The 18,668-nt window shown below is 72.0% G+C and carries 19 protein-coding genes and 1 tRNA gene; 9 read left to right on the top strand and 11 right to left on the bottom strand.

The window, feature by feature from the left end:
- Positions 1 to 3: 3 nt before the first annotated feature.
- Complete coding sequence (locus GGQ54_RS02420) at positions 4 to 1,452, bottom strand: alpha,alpha-trehalose-phosphate synthase (UDP-forming) (RefSeq protein WP_179443937.1); 1,449 nt, start codon at positions 1,450 to 1,452, stop codon at positions 4 to 6.
- 73 nt (positions 1,453 to 1,525) lie between these two features.
- On the opposite strand from GGQ54_RS02420, the gene otsB reads away from it, so the two are divergent.
- Together otsB and GGQ54_RS02410 are read left to right on the top strand one after the other, a co-directional pair.
- Positions 1,526 to 2,389: a trehalose-phosphatase gene (gene otsB, locus GGQ54_RS02415; protein ID WP_179443936.1), complete on the top strand. Its 864-nt coding sequence runs from the start codon at positions 1,526 to 1,528 to the stop codon at positions 2,387 to 2,389.
- A 179-nt stretch (positions 2,390 to 2,568) separates the two neighbouring features.
- Positions 2,569 to 3,009 (top strand): hypothetical protein, encoded by a 441-nt coding sequence (locus GGQ54_RS02410; protein WP_179443935.1) that lies wholly within the window; start codon positions 2,569 to 2,571, stop codon positions 3,007 to 3,009.
- Here GGQ54_RS02410 and GGQ54_RS02405 read toward each other — a convergent pair whose 3' ends face one another.
- The 5 genes from GGQ54_RS02405 to GGQ54_RS02385 form a co-directional block, all read right to left on the bottom strand.
- Entirely contained in the window at positions 3,010 to 4,443 is a 1,434-nt protein-coding gene (locus GGQ54_RS02405; RefSeq protein ID WP_179443934.1) for an aldehyde dehydrogenase family protein, read from the bottom strand.
- 156 nt (positions 4,444 to 4,599) lie between these two features.
- Positions 4,600 to 4,676, bottom strand: a tRNA-Ile gene (locus GGQ54_RS02400).
- Between the two features lie 15 nt (positions 4,677 to 4,691).
- The gene (locus GGQ54_RS02395) at positions 4,692 to 5,915 is read right to left on the bottom strand and encodes a glycosyltransferase 87 family protein (protein WP_179443933.1); all 1,224 of its coding nucleotides are present in this window, start codon (positions 5,913 to 5,915) and stop codon (positions 4,692 to 4,694) included.
- Positions 5,897 to 6,745, bottom strand: coding sequence for an HAD hydrolase family protein (locus GGQ54_RS02390; RefSeq protein WP_179443932.1), 849 nt, complete (start codon positions 6,743 to 6,745; stop codon positions 5,897 to 5,899). Before GGQ54_RS02390 ends, GGQ54_RS02395 begins: the two co-directional genes overlap by 19 nt.
- Positions 6,742 to 7,632, bottom strand: coding sequence for a hypothetical protein (locus GGQ54_RS02385; RefSeq protein WP_179443931.1), 891 nt, complete (start codon positions 7,630 to 7,632; stop codon positions 6,742 to 6,744). Before GGQ54_RS02385 ends, GGQ54_RS02390 begins: the two co-directional genes overlap by 4 nt.
- A 243-nt stretch (positions 7,633 to 7,875) precedes the next feature.
- Between GGQ54_RS02385 and GGQ54_RS02380 the strand changes: the two genes are divergently transcribed.
- The 7 genes from GGQ54_RS02380 (at position 7,876) to GGQ54_RS02350 (ending at position 14,049) form a co-directional block, all read left to right on the top strand.
- A complete protein-coding gene (locus GGQ54_RS02380) occupies positions 7,876 to 9,024 on the top strand; it encodes an AAA family ATPase (RefSeq protein ID WP_425487392.1) in 1,149 nt (382 codons plus the stop codon).
- A 15-nt stretch (positions 9,025 to 9,039) separates the two neighbouring features.
- Complete coding sequence (locus tag GGQ54_RS02375) at positions 9,040 to 10,074, top strand: DUF58 domain-containing protein (RefSeq protein WP_179446379.1); 1,035 nt, start codon at positions 9,040 to 9,042, stop codon at positions 10,072 to 10,074.
- On the top strand, positions 10,071 to 11,048 hold the full coding sequence (locus tag GGQ54_RS02370; RefSeq protein WP_343045827.1) for a VWA domain-containing protein: 978 nt from the start codon (positions 10,071 to 10,073) through the stop codon (positions 11,046 to 11,048). Before GGQ54_RS02375 ends, GGQ54_RS02370 begins: the two co-directional genes overlap by 4 nt.
- Entirely contained in the window at positions 11,045 to 12,001 is a 957-nt protein-coding gene (locus GGQ54_RS02365) for a VWA domain-containing protein (RefSeq protein ID WP_179443929.1), read from the top strand. Before GGQ54_RS02370 ends, GGQ54_RS02365 begins: the two co-directional genes overlap by 4 nt.
- Before the next feature lie 53 nt (positions 12,002 to 12,054).
- Positions 12,055 to 12,753 (top strand): YggS family pyridoxal phosphate-dependent enzyme, encoded by a 699-nt coding sequence (locus GGQ54_RS02360; protein WP_179446378.1) that lies wholly within the window; start codon positions 12,055 to 12,057, stop codon positions 12,751 to 12,753.
- 105 nt (positions 12,754 to 12,858) lie between these two features.
- Positions 12,859 to 13,359, top strand: a complete 501-nt coding sequence (locus GGQ54_RS02355) for a DUF3145 domain-containing protein (RefSeq protein WP_425487391.1) — start codon at positions 12,859 to 12,861, stop codon at positions 13,357 to 13,359.
- A gap of 171 nt (positions 13,360 to 13,530) precedes the next feature.
- Positions 13,531 to 14,049 (top strand): CGNR zinc finger domain-containing protein, encoded by a 519-nt coding sequence (locus tag GGQ54_RS02350; protein WP_179443928.1) that lies wholly within the window; start codon positions 13,531 to 13,533, stop codon positions 14,047 to 14,049.
- 8 nt (positions 14,050 to 14,057) lie between these two features.
- Here the strand turns inward: GGQ54_RS02350 and GGQ54_RS02345 are convergent, their stop codons facing one another.
- The 5 genes from GGQ54_RS02345 to GGQ54_RS02325 all read right to left on the bottom strand — a co-directional run bounded on the left by GGQ54_RS02345 (position 14,058) and on the right by GGQ54_RS02325 (position 18,508).
- Positions 14,058 to 15,323: a beta-ketoacyl-[acyl-carrier-protein] synthase family protein gene (locus tag GGQ54_RS02345; RefSeq protein WP_179443927.1), complete on the bottom strand. Its 1,266-nt coding sequence runs from the start codon at positions 15,321 to 15,323 to the stop codon at positions 14,058 to 14,060.
- 100 nt (positions 15,324 to 15,423) lie between these two features.
- Positions 15,424 to 15,669, bottom strand: a complete 246-nt coding sequence (locus GGQ54_RS02340; protein WP_179443926.1) for an acyl carrier protein — start codon at positions 15,667 to 15,669, stop codon at positions 15,424 to 15,426.
- A gap of 126 nt (positions 15,670 to 15,795) precedes the next feature.
- Positions 15,796 to 16,746: an acyltransferase domain-containing protein gene (locus GGQ54_RS02335; RefSeq protein ID WP_179443925.1), complete on the bottom strand. Its 951-nt coding sequence runs from the start codon at positions 16,744 to 16,746 to the stop codon at positions 15,796 to 15,798.
- 93 nt (positions 16,747 to 16,839) lie between these two features.
- Complete coding sequence (locus tag GGQ54_RS02330) at positions 16,840 to 17,427, bottom strand: hypothetical protein (RefSeq protein WP_179443924.1); 588 nt, start codon at positions 17,425 to 17,427, stop codon at positions 16,840 to 16,842.
- Positions 17,420 to 18,508 carry a PucR family transcriptional regulator gene (locus tag GGQ54_RS02325; RefSeq protein ID WP_343046008.1) on the bottom strand — a complete coding sequence of 363 codons (1,089 nt, stop codon included), beginning with the start codon at positions 18,506 to 18,508 and terminating at the stop codon, positions 17,420 to 17,422. The genes GGQ54_RS02330 and GGQ54_RS02325 overlap by 8 nt, the downstream gene beginning before the upstream one ends.
- Positions 18,509 to 18,668: the final 160 nt, after the last annotated feature.

The raw sequence follows: 18,668 nt of genomic DNA, 5'->3' as shown, positions 1-18,668 counted from the left end.
GCCTCAGCGGCGTTCCAGATCGGCGAGGAAGCTGCTCGCCCAGTGATCGATGTCGTGGTCGAAGACCTGCTTGCGCATCGCCCGCATCCGCTTGGTCTTGGCCGCCGGGGTGTCGTTGATCGCCCGCATCAGCCCGGCCTTCAACCCGTTGATGTCATAGGGATTGACCAGGTAGGCCTGCTTCAGTTCGCGGGCGGCGCCGGCGAACTCGCTGAGCACCAGCGCCCCGGAATTGTCGTCGCGACAGGCCACGAACTCCTTGGCGACCAGGTTCATCCCGTCGCGCAGCGGGGTCACCATCATCACGTCGGCCGCGACATACATCGCCGCCATCTCCTCGCGCGGGTAGCTGGTGTGCAGGTAGGTGATCGGCGGATGTCCGATGGTGCCGATGTTGCCGTTCAGCCGGCCGACCAGCATGTCGATGTCGTCGCGCAGCCGGCGGTACTCCTGCACCCGCTCCCGCGAGGGGTTGGCGACCTGCAGGAAGACGGCGTCGGTCGCCGACAGCGACCCCTCGCCGATCAGCTCGCCGAAGGCCCGCAGCCGCTGCCGCAGCCCCTTCGTGTAGTCCAGCCGGTCGATGCCCAGCACCAGATGCTCCGGGTCGCCCAGGTCGCGGCGAATCTCCTCGGCCCGGGCGCGGACCTGCGGGGTGGCCGCCAGGTCGGCGAATCCCTGGGCGTCGATCGAGATGGGGTACGCCTGGGCCCGCACCTCGCGCCCGTCGGGCATCGTCACCACGTGCCGGTGCACGGACAGCCGGAGCATCCGGCGTACCAGCTCGACGAAGTTGTTCGCGCCGCCCGGGAGCTGGAAGCCGACCAGGTCGGCGCCGAGCATGCCCTCCAGGATCTCGCTGCGCCACGGCAACTGGCGAAACAGCTCCGCCGGCGGGAACGGGATGTGCAGGAAGTAGCCGATCCGCAGATCGGGGCGCAACTCGCGCAGCATCTTCGGCGCCAGGGAGAGCTGGTAGTCCTGGATCCACACCGTCGCGCCCTCGTTGGCCACCGCGGCGGCGCGATCGGCGAAACGCTGGTTGATCATCTTGTAGGTCTCCCACCACTCGCGGTGGAACTCCGGGTGCGCGACGACGTCGTGGTAGAGCGGCCACAGGGTCGCATTGGAGAAGCCCTCGTAGTACTCGGCGATCTCGTCCGCGCTCAGCTCGACCGGGACCAGCGCGAGGTCGTCGGAGACGAATGGCTCGAGCTTCTCGTCCGGGGCGCCGTGCCAGCCCACCCAGGCCCCGTCGTTGGCGCGCATCACGGGCTCCAACGCGGTCACCAGCCCGCCGGGGGAGGTCCGCCAGTCCTCCGTGCCGTCGTCGTGGATCACTCGATCGACGGGCAGCCTGTTGGCCACCACCACGAAATCAGCTCCGGACGGGCTCGTCACCTGGTGCCTCCTCACAACCGCGGACAGCCTATCCAGCGCGGTTACGGGCATGTGTCGGGGTCGACAGATCGATCTTTGGTCCGCGGTGTTTGTCGCGAGCCTCGGGATGCGCCACGCTTGTCGCATGGTCGATGTCACCGACTCCGCCGCGGACGCGTTGGGGGTCACCTCCGAGGCCGCACGGCACGCACTCGACGCCGTCCTCGCCGATCCGGCAGGCACGCTCCTCGCGCTCGACTTCGATGGCACTCTCTCGCCGATCATCGACCGGCCGGAGGATGCCGTCATCCATCCCTGCGCAGCGGCGGCGCTCGATCGACTCGGTCAGTTGATCGGCACGGTCGCGATCATCACCGGGCGCCCGGCAAAGGCCGCAGTTGACCTGGGCCGGCTTGATCAACTCGACGGGCTGGGTGACATGGTGGTGCTCGGCCAGTACGGCGCCGAGCGCTGGGACGCCGACACCGGGCGGTTCTACATCCCCCCGGTACCGACCAACATCGGGCAGGTCGAGTCCGAGGTGCACAAGATCATCGACGACCTCGGCCTGCGCGGGGTGAGCATCGAGAACAAGCACCGTGCCATCGGCGTCCACACCCGGACGGCCGACGACCCGGCCGGGTCCTTCGACAAGCTGGTGGAACCGGTGACCCGGATTGCGGAGGAGAACGGCCTGCACGTGGAGCCCGGCCGCTCGGTCCTGGAGATCCGGCCGTCCGGCAGGGACAAGGGTGCGGCGCTGGCGGAGTTGATCATCGAGCGCGGTGCCCGGGCGGTGATCTTCGGCGGCGACGATCTCGGCGACGTGCCGGCCTTCGACGAGGTCGTGCGCCAGCGCGACGCCGGGCTGCCGGGGCTGCTGATCGCCTCGGCATCGGATGAGCAGAGCGCGCTGGTCGGTCGGGCGGATGTGGTACGCCACGGCCCGGCGGAGGTCGCGGAGTGGTTGAACGCGCTCGCCGACGAGTTGGAGCGCCGCGCCGCCTGAGACTGCCCGCCGGGAACTGCCCTGTGGACAACCCGCCCGTACGGATGATCGCGGCGGCCGGAACGGCAAGGCTGGTGGCCATGCCGACCTCACGCCGCCGCAACCACCGTCGACCCGCCCGTCCGCCGGCCCCTGCCCGCGGGTCGTCCCGCCCGGCCGGGAACGGGACGGAGCTTGTGTTGCCGTCTCGCCCCGCGGTGCTCCCGCCGCACCTGCTGTGCGCCTGTGGGGACGAGTGCCTGTTGACCGCGGCGGCCTGCACGGTGGGGCCGGCCATCCGGCGGCAGGCCTGGTTCCTGGTCTGCACCTCCGCCGGGCGGTTCGCGCCGGTCCTGCTGCCGTGTGACGACCTGCCCGCCGGGGCAGCGGCCGCCGACGCGTTGCTGGTCGGGCGGCTGCTCGAAACGGTCCTCGCGGAGACCCGCACCGATGCCGCGGTGATCATCTGGGAGTGTCCCGGCGACCGCCGCCTCGATCCCCGGACCCGCGCCTGGGCGCGGGCGATGGCCGAGCTGGCGCGGCGCGGCGAGCTACGCCTGCGCGGGCAGGTGCTCGCCCACGACACCGGCGTCCGCCTGCTCGGCGCCGCCGAACTGGGCGTCGCCGAGCAGGCGGGTTGATCAGCCGGCCGCCGGGGCGTACCCCATCACGGCCTTGGTCTCCAGGAAGTCGGCGAAGGCGTGCTCGCCCCACTCGCGGCCGTTGCCCGACTGCTTGTAGCCGCCGAACGGCGCGTTCGGGTCGATGCCGGGGTTGTTCACGCTGATCTGCCCGGCGCGCAGCCGCGATGCGACGCGCAGCGCCTCCTCGCGGTCCTCGCCGGCGACATAGCCCGCGAGCCCGTACGGGGTGTCGTTGCCCATCTCGACGGCCTGGTCGACGTCGTCGTAGCCGATCACCGTGACGACGGGGCCGAAGATCTCCTCCCGGGCGATCGTCATGTCGTTGGTCGCGTCGGTGAACACAGTCGGCTGGACGTAGTAGCCGGTCTCCAGACCCTCCGGCCGGCCCTCGCCGCCGGCGGCCACTGTGGCGCCCTCGTCGATGCCGGTCTTGATCAGTCCCTGGATCTTGTCGAACTGGGCCTGGGAGACGACCGGGCCGATCTTGGCGCCCGAGTCCGGCGCGCCCGGCGCGAAGCCCTCGACGGTCTGCTTGGCGATGTCGGCGACCTCACCCATCCGGGCGCGGGGGACGAACATCCGGGTCGGCGCATTGCAGGACTGGCCGGAATTCTGCATCACCCCGCCGATGCCGGCGGCCACGTTCTTCGCGAACGAGTCGTCGTCGAGGATGATGTTGGGGCTCTTGCCGCCCAGCTCCTGTTGCACCCGCTTCACCGTCGGTGCGGCGTTCCTGGCGACCTCCACGCCGGCGCGCGTGGAGCCGGTGAACGAGACCATGTCCACGTCCGGGTGGCTGGCCAGCGCCGCGCCGACCGTCGGTCCGTCGCCGTCGACCAGGTTGAACACGCCCTTGGGTACGCCGGCCGCATCCAGCACCTCGGCGAAGATGTGGGCCGAGAAGGGGGCCACCTCGGACGGCTTGAGCACCATCGTGCAGCCCGTGGCCAGGGCCGGGGCGACCTTGGCCGCGATCTGGTTCAGCGGCCAGTTCCACGGCGTGATCATGGCCACGACGCCGATCGGCTCCTTGACGATCCGGGTGGTGCCGGCGTCGCTGGTGAACGGGTAGTCCTTCAACACCTGCAGGGCCGTGCTCAGGTGCACCAGCCCCATGGCCGCCTGGGCCTGCTGGGCGAGTGCTGCCGGCGCGCCCATCTCCTCGGTGACGGCGGCGGCCAGGTCCTCGTAGCGCTTCTGGTACTCCTCGACCACCCGCTCCAGGAGCGCGATCCGGTCCTCGCGGCTGGTCTGGCCATACGTGGCGAAGGCCGCCCGGGCGGCGGCGACGGCGGAGTCGACGTCGGATTCGCTGCCGAGCGAGATCGTGCCTGCCGCCTCCTCGGTGGCCGGATTGATCACCTCCAGCGGTTTCGCCTCGGCCGGCTCGACCCACTCGCCGTCGATGTAGAACTTCTGGTAATCGCGCATGTACGCCCTCGTCTCTCACGATCTCGGTTGCACCGTCCGACGGGTTGCAACTCCACGGCAAATTTAGGTCATCGTCGCTCGTCGCGGTCAGGCGCCTCAGCCCGATATGTCTCGTGCGCTCAGCCCATGGTCGTCGCGTTCGAGATGCTCGGTACTTGGTGGGGCGGGCGGGGCTCGAACCCGCGACCCAGGGATTATGAGTCCCCTGCTCTGACCTGCTGAGCTACCGCCCCGTGCCGGGCGGAAGCCTATCCGGTCGCGGCCGCGGGGGTCCCCGCGCGTGCCCGGGCACGGATCCGGCGTACCCCGAGGACCAGGGCCGTACCGAGGAAGATCAGGGCGAGCGCCAGGCCGGCGGCGTCGGCCAGCCGGATCCACAGCGGCCAGGTCTCCTGTTCGGCGTAGGGCAACAGGTTGAACGGCGCCAGCGCCACATAGCCGACCAGTGCCCATCCGCTGACCCGCAGCCCCCACGGGATGCCCGCCCGCCGCAACAGCACCAGGCCGAGCGGCAGCACCCACACGTAGTGGTGCGACCACGAGATGGGCGAGGCGACCAGTGCGGCGAAGCCGGTCAGGCAGAGCCCGAGGGCCGGCTGGTCCAGGCGCTGCCACAGCGCGCCCGCGGCCAGCCCGGCCAGGCCGGCGACCGCGGCCACTGCGAGGGCCGGGCGCTGGGCGTCCGCGCCGAAGAGCCGCACGGCATTGCCGAGCACGGACTGGTTCGTGTAGTGGAAGATCCCGTCGTTGATCCCGGAGTCGCCGCCCACCAGCCGCGTCCAGAACGTCACCGATGCCCCCGGCAGGATCGCGAATCCGATGATCACCGACGCGAGGAAGGTGCCGAAGATGATCAATGCCACCCGGCGCCGTCCGGCCAGGAACTGTTGGACGGCGAAGATTCCGGGTGTCAGCTTGATCCCGGTCGCCACCCCGGCGAGCCAGCCGACCGGCCCCCGGCGGCGGCGACCGGGTGCCGGCAACAGGTCCAGCAGCACCAGCGCCAGCAAGGCGATGTTGATCTGCCCGAAGGCGATCGTGATCCGGATCGGCTCGACGGCGATGATCACCGCCGCGGTGAAGACGCTGAGCCGCCAGCCGGCCAGCCCGAACCGGCGCCCGATCAGCATCAGCAGGCCCGCATTCAGCACGGCCCAGGCGATCACCGCGACCGGCCAGGCGAGCAGCGCCAGCGGCACGGAGAGCAGGGCCGCGAACGGCGGATAGATGAACGGCCAACCGCCGACGGGGCGGGCGTAGAAGTCCTGCCCGGTGAGCACCTGCTCGCCGGCCCGCCGGTAGATGCCGAGGTCCAGGGCGAACGGCTCGAACGGGATCAGCGTCCCCAGCTCGAGCCCGACCGCACCGACGGCGATCGCGACCAGCGCCGGCGGAACCAGCAGGGCGAGCGCGCGTGCCCAGCGCGCCGGGCCGCCGCGCGTACCCGCTGCGGTCACTCCCGGCCCAGCCACGACAAGATCGTCCGCCCGACCGCGGAATCGGCGTTCGACCCGATCGCCGGCGCCCCCAGCCCCGCCAGGCTGGCGTGCGCGTGCGCCATCACGTACGGGCGGCCCACCCAGCCGAGCATCTCGGCATCGTTGGGCATGTCGCCGAATGCGGCCACGTCGGCCGCGTCGATCCCGAGCCCCCGGCAGTACTCGGCCAGCGTCGAGGCCTTCGACACCCCGGCGGCGCTGATCTCCAGCAGCCCGAGATCACCGAATGAGGAATGCGTCACCGTGACCCGGTCCCCGAGCAGGAGTTCGACGATCGCGTGCAGGTCGTCGGAGCTGTACGCCACATGCTGCACCAACAGCTTGATCACCGGTCCCGCCCCGACCAGCTCCTCGGCCGGCGCCACGGTGGACTGCTCCGGATGATGATCGGCGCTGTTGCGGACATAGTCGGGTTCGGTGCCGAACCGCAGACCCAGCTCCACCCCGAACGCCACGCCGGGCAACCGCTCGCGGATCATCGCGACCACCTCAGCCACCAGTGCGGCCGGCAGCGGGTGGCTGATCAGGGGGCGGTCGTCCGACAGGTCGAAGACCAGCGCCCCGTTGGAGCAGATCACCCGCTGCTCGTCGCACGGCAGGCCGCGCAGCACGTCCAGCCAGCGCGGCGGCCGGCCGGTCGCGAAGACCACCCCGATCCCGGCGTCGCGGGCGGCGGCGATCGCGGCCAGGTTGAGCTCGGAGACCGTTCCGTCCGGTGACAGGAACGTGCCGTCCAGATCGGAGGCGATCAACCGTGGCAGCTCACCCGCCGGTGAGGGGTACGCCGCGGCAGCGCGGGTCACAGCCGCGACCTCGTGGTCGGCGCCCCGGGCCCGCTCGACTCGCCGCCGGGCGACGGCGAACGCGATTCGCTCGGCGAGGCGCTGCCGGAGTCCTGGCCGCTCGGTTCCGGGCTCCCCGACTGCGAGCCGCCGTCGCTGGGCTGCGGGCTGGACGAATCCTGGCCGTCGCTCGGCTCCTGCGACTGCGGGCTGCCAGAGCCCGAGCCACCGCCCTGGGTCGGCTGGATGATGGGCGGCGGCTGCTGGGGCGGCTCGTTGCGGAAGATCAGGATCGCGATCAGCACCGCGAGGGCGGCCAGCAACAACATCAGCAGCCAACTGATCAGGATGCTCACCCAGCCGGCCCGGTCGAACCGGCCCGGCCACGGCAGCGGCCACATTCGGGTCAGCCCGGGCGCGATCCGCTGGATCCAGGGGAGCTGGTAGTCGGGCCCGCTCGGGGTGCCCTGGGGGGCGACATCGGCGAGCTGGACCTCGCGCAGCAGCCCGTCGGCCACCCGCACCGGGCCGTCGGTGCCGTCGGCGGCCAGCGCCACCCAGGGGGCGGGCTCGCGCGGGTTCGCCGCGGGTGGGGCGCCGGTGGATTCGTCGACGAACCGGCGCCCGAGCCGACCGTCGGCCTGGCCGTCGCCGCCGCGGGCCACCACGTCGTCGATGTGCAGGTCGTTGATCACCCCGGCGAACCGGTCGCGGGCCGCCGGATCCTCCGCGGCGCCGGAGTTGAGCTGGACCAGGATCACATCGGAGCGGCCGTCGGCGCGCGGTGTGGTGCTGTGGGCCAGGAATCCGGTGCCGGATTCGTGCGCCGCGACCCGGGCGTCCAGCCAGAAGCCTCCGATCCTGGGCGGATCGGAGGCCGTCAGCGGGTACAGGTCGGGTGCGGGCATCGCTCCTCATTCCATCACGTCCGGAGCCGACAACGCCCCGCCTGCCCGGCATCGCACGCCGGGTCGCCGACCATTCTGCCGGGTCCGGCGGCACACCCGGGCGACCGCACAGGGCCCGCACAGGCCGCACCGAGCAAGATAAGCGAGCAACCCCCGCGCGGGTATCGTTGACCCGGCGGTCGGCTCCCGGTGCCGGCCGCGGCCGGCGTCCGCCGCCGTCACCCCGACCCGCAGGAGTTGTTCGTGAGCCCCAGCCCGTCCGACCAGCCAACCGGTCAGTTGTCGAACCAGGAGGCCGCGCGCCTCCTCGGCGAGTCGATCGCGCAGGTGCAACGGGTCATCGTCGGCCAGGACCACATGGTCGAGCAGTTGATGGTGTCGCTGCTGGCGCGCGGGCACTGCCTGCTCGAGGGCGTACCGGGCGTCGCCAAGACGCTGGCCGTGCGCAGCTTCGCCACGGTCGTCGGCGGCAGCTTCGCCCGCATCCAGTTCACCCCCGATCTGGTGCCCTCCGACATCGTCGGCACCCGCATCTACTCCCAGAGCAGCGAGTCCTTCGAGGTCGAGCTCGGCCCGATCTTCGTCAACTTCGTCCTCGCCGACGAGATCAACCGCGCCCCGGCCAAGGTGCAGTCGGCGATGCTGGAGTTGATGGCGGAGAAGCAGGTCTCGCTCGGCGGTCAGACCCACCCCACCCCGAATCCGTTCATCGTGATCGCCACCCAGAACCCGGTGGAGTCCGAGGGCGTCTACCCGCTGCCCGAGGCCCAGCGCGACCGGTTCCTGCTCAAGGTCGACGTGCCCTATCCGCGCGGCAACGAGGAATTCGAGATCCTGCGCCGGATGAGCGTGCACCCGCCCGAGGCGCGCAACGTCCTCTCCCCGGAGCTGGTACGCCAACTGCAGGACATGGCCTCCGACGTGTTCGTGCACAACCTCGTCGCCGAGTACATCGTCCGGCTGGTGCTGGCCACCCGCTCGCCGGCCGAGTTCGACATGCCCGACCTGGCGTCGGTGATCCAGATCGGGGCGAGCCCGCGCGCCACCCTCGGCCTGGTCGCCGCCTCGCGTGCCCTGGCGCTGATCCACGGCCGCGACTACGTGCTGCCGACCGATGTCCAGGCCGTCGCCAAGGACGTGATGGCCCACCGGCTGGTGCTCGGCTTCGACGCCGTCGCCGACAACATCGAGCCCGGCCAGGTGATCGAGCGGATCCTTGCCATGGTGCCGGCGCCGACGCCGGTCTGGGAGGGTGAGCAGGGCTCGCAGGACCAGCCGCAACTCCAGCCCGGCCAGCCCCAGGGCCAGCCGCACGGGCAGGGCCAGCCGCACGGGCAGGCCCAGCCGGGGCCGGCATTCCCGCCGCCCGGGCAGCAGTTCCCGCGGGGCTGAGCAGTGGCCGCGCCCCTGCATTCCGCGCCGCACAGCTCCACCGCGGCGCTCCGCTCGGTCGTCGAGGTCCCGCGGGCCGCGACGCTGCCGATCAGCCAGCTCGCGCCCGAGGCGGCGCTGCGCCGCCTCGAGTTGACCATCGCCCGACGCCTGGACGGCTTCCTGCACGGCGATCATCTCGGGCTGCTGCCCGGCGCCGGCTCCGAACACAACGACGCGCGCCCCTACCAGCCCGGCCAGGACGATGTCCGCCGGATGGACTGGGCGGTCACGGCGCGGACCACCGTGCCGCACGTCCGCGACACCGTCGCCGACCGCGAGCTGGAGGTCTGGGCACTGCTCGACGCCTTCCCCAAGATGAACTGGGGCACCGCGGGCGTCACCAAGCGTGACCTCGGCATCGCCGCCATCGCCACCATCGGGTTCCTCGGCCAGCGTCAGGGTGACCGGTTCGGCGGCGCCATCCTGCGGCCCGACGGGATCCGCCGGCTGCCGGCGGGCGCCGGGCGTACCGCGCTCTACGGTCTGCTCCGCCGGCTGCTGACCGACCCGATCGTGCCCGACCACACGCCCGCCCGGACCAGCCTCGCCGACGGCATCGAGCACCTGAACCGAACCGAGCGGCGCCGGGGCCTGCGGGTCATCGTGTCCGACTTCGTGACCGCCGGCGACACCGAGCTCGACCCGGACGTCGAGCCGGCCTGGGAGCGTCCGATCCGGCACATGTCGGCGCGCCAGCAGGTCCTGGCCGTCGAGGTGGTGGATGCCCGCGAGCTCGACTTCCCGAATGTCGGCGAGGTGCTGATCCGCGACCCCGAGACGACCTTCGAGCGTTATGTGAACACGTCGGACTCCGGGGCCCGCGACCGGATGAATGCGGTCGCGGCCGCCCAGCGCGAGCGGATCCGGATCGCGCTGCGCCGGGCCGGTGCCGGGCACATCCAGTTGCGCACCGATGCTGACTGGGTCGCCGACATCGCCCGCTTCGTGCTGGCCTACCGGCGGGTGGCGAGCCGGCTGCACGCGCCGCCGCGGGGGGTCGCCCGGTGAACCCGCTGGACTACCTGGTGCCGGAGTCGCTGGACTTTCCGCAGCGGCTGCTGGCGCTGCTCGCGATCCCGCTGCTCGCCGGGGCGTACCTGCTGCTGTCTCGCCGGCGCAACCGCAAGGCCATGCGCTTCACCAACACCGCCATGCTGGAGCTGGCGATGCCTCGGACCTCGCAGTGGCGGCGCCACCTGGCCGTGGCGATGGCGTTGCTCAGCCTGGTCACGCTGACGGTCGCCTGGGCCAAGCCGGTCGGCCTGGACCGGGTACGCGTGGAGCGGGCGACCGTGGTGGTGGTGCTCGATGTGTCGCAGTCGATGGCGGCGACCGATGTCGAGCCGAGCCGGATCGAGGCGGCCAAGACGGCGGCGACGGAGTTCGTCAACGGGGTGCCGCCGACCTACAACGTGGCCCTGGTCAGCCTGTCCGGCAATCCCGGCGTGGTCGTCCCGCCGACGCTGAACCGGCAGGCCGTCGAGGGCGCGATCGCCCAGCTCGAACTGCGCGACTCCACCGCGATCGGCGAGTCGATCGTGGTCGCCATGAACGCCCTGCAGCAGGCGCCGAAGGGCGACGGTGACGAGCCGCCGCCGGGCGCGATCGTGGTGTTGTCCGACGGGCAGACCAATGTCGGCCGGCCGGGGGTGCAGGGCGCTGCGGTGGCGGCCGACGCCGGCGTACCGGTCTTCACCATCGCCTACGGCACCGAGAACGGCTACGTCGATCTCGACAACGAGCGCCAGCCGGTGCCGGTGAATGTCGAGGAGATGCGGCAGATCGCCGAGCGCAGCGGCGGTCGGGCGCTGACGGCGTCCTCGGCCGAGGAGCTGCGCAATGTCTACCAACAGGTGGAATCCGAGGTGGGCTTCGAGGAGGCGCGGCGCGATGTCACCGCGCGCTATGCAATGTATGCCGGCGTGTTCGCCGTCCTGGCCGCGCTGAGCACGATCTCGTTGAGTGCGAGGTGGCCGTCATGATCAACGACTGGATCCAGTTCCTGAACCCCGAGCGGCTGTGGTGGCTGCTGCTGGTGCCGGCGCTGGCCGGGCTCTACGGGCTGTTCTGCTGGCTGCGCCGCGACCGCGGCCGCAGTAGCTGGCAGGCGGTGCAGCAACTGGTGCAGCGCGAGCCCGCCTGGAAGCGTCACCTCGCCGTGGTGCTGGCGCTGGCCAGCCTGACCGCGCTGGTGGTGGCCTATGCCCGGCCGAAGCAGCAGGTGGACGTGCCGCGCGAGCGGGCCACCATCGTGGTGACCATGGACGTCTCGCTGTCGATGGAGGCCGAGGACGTCGCGCCGAACCGGCTGGCGGCCGCCAAGGCCGGCGCCACCGCATTCATCGAGTCGCTGCCGCCCGGCTACAACGTCAGCGTCGTCGCGTTCGCCGCGACCGCGCAGATCCTGGTCCCGCCGACCCCGGACCGCGAGCGGGCGACCGCCGCGATCGACCAGCTCACGCTGATGCCGTCGACCGCGATCGGCGAGGGCATCCTCAGCTCGCTCGATGCGCTGCTGCAGCTTCCGCCGACCGACAACGGCGAGCAGCTCCCCGCCCGGATCGTGTTGCTGTCCGACGGCAAGACGACGTGGGGTACGCCGGCCGCCCAGGCGGCCCAGGTCGCCCGCGACCGCAATGTGCCCGTCTACACGATCGCCTACGGCACCCAGGACGGCTATGTGGAGATCGACGGCCGCCGCGAGCCCGTCCCGGTCGACCACAACGAGCTGGAGGCCGTCGCCCGGATCTCCGGCGGCCAGGCCTATGAGGCCGCGTCTGCCGAACAGCTCCGCGAGGTCTATGCCAACATCTCCTCCTCGGTCGGCTACGAGAAGGTCGACCAGGAGGTGACCAGCCGCTACGCCGGTTTCGGGCTGTTGTTCGCGTTGTTGTCTGCCGTCGGCGTCGTCTCGCTCGCCGCGCGCTGGCCGTGAGCTGAGAACGATGCGCAGGACTCGGATGGGCAGGACTCGGATGGGTGGAACTCGTGGGTGAGATCGCCGCGCGGCTGGCGCGGGTACGCGGCCGGATCGACGAGGCCTGTGCGGCCGCCGGTCGCGATCCGGCCGGGGTGCGGCTGCTGCCGGTGTCGAAGACCCAGCCGGCGGAGGCCGTGCGCGCCGCCTTTGCGGCCGGGATGCGCGAGTTCGGTGAGAACAAGCCCCAGGAGCTCGCGGCCAAGGCCGACGAGCTGGGCGAGCTGGCCGGCCTGCGCTGGGCGGCGATCGGGCACCTGCAGACCAACAAGGCCAAGCTGGTCGCCGAGCACGCGAGCGAGTTCCACGCGCTCGACTCGGTCCGGGTCGCCGAGGCGCTGGATCGTCGGCTGCAGGCGCTCGGGCGGGGCCTCGACGTGTTCGTCCAGGTGAACTCCTCGGGCGAGGAGTCGAAGTTCGGGCTGGCGCCCGCGCAGGTCGCCGAGTTCGCCGGGGCCCTGGCGCCCTACCACGCGCTGCGGGTCGTGGGCTTGATGACCCTCGCGGCCAACACCGACGATCCCGCGCGGGTGGCGGGCTGTTTCGCCTCGATGCAGCAACTGCAGCGCGAACTGCGCGAGGGCGGTGTCGCGGGGGAGTGGGACGAGCTGTCGATGGGGATGTCCGGGGACTTCGCGGCGGCGATCGCCCACGGAGCCACGGTGATCCGCATCGGCACCGCGATCTTCGGGGCACGGGAGGTCGCCTGAGCCGGGGCTGGTGTCGCTGGGGCGGATGTTGCAGAATGGGCGCTGGTTCCGCCGTGCGGAGACGAGGCTGCTGGGGAAGGCACACCTCGAGCCGCAGGAGGAACCGTGAACGTGCCCACCCGTGGAGTGCTGTTCATCCACTCGGCGCCGTCGGCGCTGTGCCCACACATCGAGTGGGCCGTCGGCGGCGCGCTCGGCATGCCCGTCTCCCTGGACTGGACGGCGCAGCCGGTGGAGCGCTCGGCCTACCGCGCCGAGTATTCCTGGACCGGCCCCGCCGGATCGGCCGCCACCCTGGCGAGCGCGCTGCAGGGCTGGCAGCGGATCCGCTACGAGGTGACCGAGGAGCCGGCGGCCGGCGCCGAGGGTGTCCGCTATTCCTACACCCCGGCGCTCGGGGTGTTCTGCGGCGCCATCGGCCAACACGGCGACCTGCTGGTGCCCGAGGACCGGATCAAGCACGCCGTGGTCAACGACGCGCTCGGTCGCAAGGAGCTGCTCAGCTCACTGGACGAGCTGCTGGGCCGGCCGTGGGACGACGAACTGGAGCCGTTCCGGCACGCGGGGGCGGACACCCCGGTGCGCTGGCTGCACCAGGTGGTGTGAGCCGGGCCGCCAGCGGCTGGCCGCCGCGTTGGATCTCGAAGGCGCCGCAGTCGCAACGCAGGTAGCGGACGCGACCCTCGCTGGTCGCATGGGTCGAGGCGACCCACCACAGGTGCGGGCCGTCGGGGGCGGGGCATTGCAACATGCCCCCGATCCTGCTGTCATGTTCTTGTGCGAGTAAACCCTTACGGCGAGGATCCGGTACGCCTCGCCGTCCGGCTGGCCAACGACCCGCCCGACGATCCGGCGGAGCTGGCGCGGATCTGCAACGAGGCGGGGATGGTCGTCGACTGGCAGGTCTCGGCCGCCGAGCTCGCCGACACGACCACCTTCCTCGACCAGTGGCGCGCGCTGGCCGCGGTGGCGGGGGAGCGCGAGCGCGCCGAGCTGCTGAACGCCAGCCTGGCGGCGCACGCCACCCATCCCAGCCTGACCGATCACGACGGGCGGGGCTGGCACCTGCACTACCGGCCGGCCGGGCTGAGCTTGGACCGGGTGCTGCGCAGCATGATCAACGTTGCCACGGCGCTGCACCTGGTCACGCGCGGGATGCACCGGCTCGGGATCTGTGCCGCCAGCGGCTGTGCGCGGGTCTATGCCGACTTCACCCGGCCCGGTACCCAGCGCTACTGCTCGACGCGGTGCGCGAATCGTGACGCGGTGCGGCGGCACCGCTCGCGGCGGGCATGATCCCGCGATCACTCGGCTGCGGTCGCCTCCGCATTGGTGAAGATCAACGAGACGTTCGCTCCGCCGAAACCGAACGAGTTGCTGATCCCGGCAAGATCGCCGTCGCCCAACCGGCGCGCGGAATTCGCCGCCACGTCGATCGGCAGGTCGGGCTCGATGTTGTCGATGTTGATCGTCGGGGGCGCCACCCGGTCCCGCAGCGCGTACACGGTGGCGAGCGCCTCGATCGCGCCTGCGGCCCCCAGTAGGTGGCCGGTCATCGACTTGGTGCCGGTGACCACGGCATCATCGGCGGCCGCTCCGAGGACGTCACGGATCGACTTCGCCTCGGCGAGATCGCCCTGCGGGGTCGAGGTGGCGTGCGCGTTCACGTGCCGGATGTCGCCCGTTGCCAGGTCGGCGTCGACCAGCGCCTTGCGCATCGCCGAGGCCTGGCCCGCGCCGGAGGGGTCCGGCTGCACCATGTCATGGGCATCGTTGCTGATCCCGGCGCCCGCGACGGTGCCATAGATCCTCGCGCCGCGGGCGCGGGCGCTCTCCAGCGTTTCGAGCACCAGCGAGGCGGCCCCCTCGCCGAGGACGAACCCGTCACGGTCCACGTCCCACGGCCGCGATGCCCGCTCGGGGTCGTCATTGCGGCGCGACAGCGCCTGCATCTGGCCGAACGCGGCGAGCGGCAACGGGTGTACGACGCCCTCGGTGCCGCCCGCGACCACCACATCGGCCCGGCCGAGGCGGATCATGTCGAGTGCCTGGGCAATCGCCTCGGAGCTCGACGCGCACGCCGAGACAGCGGTGTGTACGCCGGCTCGGGCGCCGAGCCGCAGCCCGACATTGGCCGCCGGCGCATTGGCCATCAGCATCGGGATGGCGAAGGGGCTGACCCGGCGTACCCCTCGCTCCTTGAGGGTGTCCCAGTTGTCCAGCAACGAGTGCAGGCCGCCGATTCCGGTCGCGATCGCCACGCCGAGCCGCTCGCGGTCGACCGGGTTGTCCTCGCCGAGGCCGAAGCCGGCGTCGCGCCAGGCCTCCAGGCTGGCCACGACCGCAAGCTGGCTCGCCCGGTCCATCCGGCGCGCCTCGACCCGGGGGAGCTGCTCGCCCGGTTCCTGGGTGACGGTGGCGGCGAAGGTCGTCGGCAGCTCGGCCGCCCACTCGGCGGTCAGCGTGTGAACTCCGGGCGTACCGTCCCGCATCGCGCGCCAGGTGCCGGGCGCGTCCGGCCCGAGCGGGCTGGTGGCGCCGATTCCGGTGACGACGACGGTGCGGGACATGCGTGGCCTCGGTCTCTCTGTGCTCGGATGGTGCGCGCGGGAACGCGCGCAGGGATTGCGTGCCGGGACCCCGGCGCCCGCCGGGGTCCCGGGCGCGGGATCAGCCCTGGTTGCGCTCGATGTAGGCCACGGCGTCGCCGACCGTCTTGAGGTTCTTGGCCTCCTCGTCGGGGATGGAGACGCCGAACTTGTCCTCGGCGGCGTAGATGATCTCGTTCATCGCGAGCGAGTCGGCATCGAGGTCGTCGACGAACGACTTGTCCATCTGGACATCCTCCACGGGCACCTCGAGCAGCTCGTTGACGATCTCGGCGAGCTGGGTGCGGATCTCTTCGGTGGTGGCCACGAGCGTTCTCCTGTGTCTGGTTACTGATAGCCGGGTTCTGACTGGCTTGCTACCTGTGTGCTGTGGCCGTCGCCCAGCGGGCGGCGGCCGCCGGACCCGGCGGGGTCGCCGGTCCGGAGATCATCATCATGCCCGCTGGGCCGCCTGCGGGGCATCGGCGCGATGGGCGCGGACGAAGGCGCGCGCCTCGTCGAGCTGCTCGGGCCCGTTCAGCGCAAAGGTCTCGACGCCCTTGAGGTTGCGCTTGGCGAGTCCGGTGAGCGTACCGGCCGGCGACAGCTCCAGCAGGCCGGTCACCCCGAGATCGGCCATCGTCGCCATGCACAGGTCCCAGCGGACCGGGTTGGCGACCTGCCCGACGATCCGGAACAGCGCGTCGGCGCCGTCGGTGACCGCGCGCCCGTCGGCATTCGACAGCAGTTCGGTACGCAGAGCGCCGGTGCTCAGCCCGCGCGCCAGGTCGGCCAGCCGCTCCACCGCGGGCGCCATGTGCTCGGTGTGGAAGGCCCCTGCGACGCTGAGCGGCACCAGGCGGGCGCCGGCGGGCGGGTGCTCGGCGAGCGCGGCCAGTTGCTCGACCGCGCCGGCGGCCACGATCTGCCCGGTGCCGTTGTTGTTGGCCGGGGTGAGGCCGGCGGCCTCGATCGCCGCGAGCACCTCCTCGGGATCGCCGCGCAGCACCGCGGTCATCGACGTCGGCGCGATCGCGCTCGCCTCGGCCATGGCGCGGCCGCGCTCGCGGACCAGCGTCATGGCCTGTTCCTCCGTCAGCGCCCCGGCCGCCGCGGCGGCGGTGATCTCGCCGACGGAGTGCCCGGCCAGCACCCCGGCGGGCATCTCGTCCGACCCGTCGGTGAGTGCGGCCAGGGTGATCAGCCCGGCGGCGACCAGCAGCGGCTGCGCGATGGCGGTGTCGCGGATGGTGTCCTCGTCGGCCCGGGTGCCGTAGTGGGTCAGGTCGAGCTCGGCGACCGCACCGAGCCGGTCCAGGTGGGCGGCCGTGTCGGCGTCGGCCAGCCAGGGTTCGAGGAAGCCGGGCTTCTGGGCGCCCTGTCCGGGCGCGACGATCGCGAGCACGGGATTCAGCCTTGCGCGCCGGGCCGCCCGGGTGTGGCAGGTGAGCCGACCAATCTGGTCGCGGGTTTTTGTCAGAAGTCCACAACGGCCGACTCAGCGCGGGCCGTCGACCGTGATCTGGAGGATCGGGTTGAACAGCTCCTCGGTGAAGATCACGGTCGTCTCTCCTGGGGCCACCTCGAAGGTGGCTTTGGCGCGGACCGCCTTGCCCGGTTCCAGGACCACCTCGGGCAGCTCCGGCTGGTAACCCGACATCTGCGCCAGGAAGGCCTCGTTGCCGCGGGAGTCCTCCGCGCTGAGGTAGAGCGGATTGACCGCCAGGGTGCCCTCGGTGCAGGCGACCTCGACGTCCAGCACCAGATAGCGCAGCCCGTCCGCCGGGGGCACCGTACCGCGGGTCTCCCAACTCGCCTCGTGCACCGTGACCGTGCCGCGACCGGTGTGTTGGTACCACTCCACCGGCTTCCCGACGCCGCCGGTGACCGGCGCGTCCGGGACGGCATAGGCGGTCGCCGGGGTGGTCGGCGCCGGCGTCGCGGGGCGATTGGCGCCGGTGCCGGCGAACGGGCTGGTGAGAAAGGCCACCGCACCGACCAGGCTGATCGCGACCAGCGCCGCGATGCCGAGGATCCACCGGGTGCTGAAGGTCGAGGCCGTCCCCGGCGGTCGCTGCTCAGCCATCGGCCCACAGCCTGCCGAGGGTGAGCGCCAGCCGCAGGAAGTACGCCTCGCGCGGATCGGCGGGGGAGTAGCCGCAGACCTCGGCGATCCGCTTCAGCCGGTAGCGCACCGTATTGGCGTGAACGAACAACGCCCGCGCCGCCGCCTCGACCGAGGAACCATGGTCGAGGAAGGCCTCCAGGGTCTCCAGCAGGCCGCCGCCGGCGTCGCGCAGCGGCCGGTACACCTCGCGGTCCAGGGACCGGCGCGCGTGCCCGTCGCCCGACAGCACCCGCTCGGGCAGCAGTTCTCGTGCCTCGACCGGGCGCGGCGCCGCCGGCCAGCCGCGGGCGGCGCGCAGACCGGACAGGGCGGCCCGGGCGGAGGCCGTCGCATCGACCAGGTGTTCCACGACCGGCCCCAGCACCACCGGCCCGGGGGCGAAGGTGTCGAGCACGGCCGCCACGGCGCGCTGCCGGCCCGGCGCGTCCACCACACCGGCCCCGCCCAGCACCACGACCAGCCGGTCGCCGTGGGTCGCGGCCAGCAGGTCCAGCCCGAGCCGGGTGGTACGCCGCCGCATCGCCTCAACGGCGCCGTCCGGGTCGTCCTCCGGCGCCCCACCGACCACCACCATCACGGCCTCCGGCCACTGCCAGCCCAGCGTGGAGGCCCGCGACAGGACCGTCTCGTCGGCCTCGCCGCGGACCACCGCATCGACCACCAGCGACTCCAGTCGGGCGTCCCAGGCGCCGCGGGTCTCGGCCGCACGGGCGTAGAGCTGCGCGGCGCCGAAGGCGATCTCGCGGCTGTAGGCCAAGATGGCCTGCGCGAGCACGGGCCGGTCGGCCCGCGGCATCAGCTCCTGGGTCTTCGCCTCCACCACCTCGATGGTGGTGCGGACCAGATCGACGGTCTGGTGCAGCGTGATCTGCCGGATCAGCGAGCGGGGGGCGGCCCGGAAGATGTCGGCACCGCTCGGCGCGGAACGCGGGTCGGCGAACCAGGAGATGAACCCGTCGATTCCGGCCTGGGCCACGAGGGCGATCCAGGAGCGGTGATCGGCACCCAGCTCGCGGAACCACACGTGGCGGCGCTCCATCTCGGTCACCGTGGCGGTGCCGAGCTGGCCGCGCAGGCCGTTCAGCCGCTTCACGATCGCGTTGCGGGTGCGCGTCGACGGCCACCAGGGCCACGGGGCGGGGTCGACAGGCATGGCGGCGAGCTTAGCGGCGGCGTACCGTTGACCGACGCATCACCGG

It is taken from the genome of Naumannella cuiyingiana, from assembly GCF_013408305.1.
GTDB lineage: Bacteria > Actinomycetota > Actinomycetes > Propionibacteriales > Propionibacteriaceae > Naumannella > Naumannella cuiyingiana.
Note: the sequence above shows the minus strand (reverse complement) of the source record. Positions and strands in the feature narration are given on the sequence as shown.

What these genes read in the sequence shown, in the direction of transcription:
- GGQ54_RS02420 (WP_179443937.1), bottom strand. Translation starts at nt 1,452, where the DNA reads ATGCCCGTAACCGCGCTGGATAGGCTGTCCGCGGTTGTGAGGAGGCAC.
- otsB (WP_179443936.1), top strand. Translation starts at nt 1,526, where the DNA reads ATGGTCGATGTCACCGACTCCGCCGCGGACGCGTTGGGGGTCACCTCC.
- GGQ54_RS02405 (WP_179443934.1), bottom strand. Translation starts at nt 4,443, where the DNA reads ATGCGCGATTACCAGAAGTTCTACATCGACGGCGAGTGGGTCGAGCCG.
- GGQ54_RS02385 (WP_179443931.1), bottom strand. Translation starts at nt 7,632, where the DNA reads ATGCCCGCACCCGACCTGTACCCGCTGACGGCCTCCGATCCGCCCAGG.
- GGQ54_RS02365 (WP_179443929.1), top strand. Translation starts at nt 11,045, where the DNA reads ATGATCAACGACTGGATCCAGTTCCTGAACCCCGAGCGGCTGTGGTGG.
- GGQ54_RS02345 (WP_179443927.1), bottom strand. Translation starts at nt 15,323, where the DNA reads ATGTCCCGCACCGTCGTCGTCACCGGAATCGGCGCCACCAGCCCGCTC.
- GGQ54_RS02330 (WP_179443924.1), bottom strand. Translation starts at nt 17,427, where the DNA reads ATGGCTGAGCAGCGACCGCCGGGGACGGCCTCGACCTTCAGCACCCGG.
- GGQ54_RS02325 (WP_343046008.1), bottom strand. Translation starts at nt 18,508, where the DNA reads ATGGAGCGCCGCCACGTGTGGTTCCGCGAGCTGGGTGCCGATCACCGC.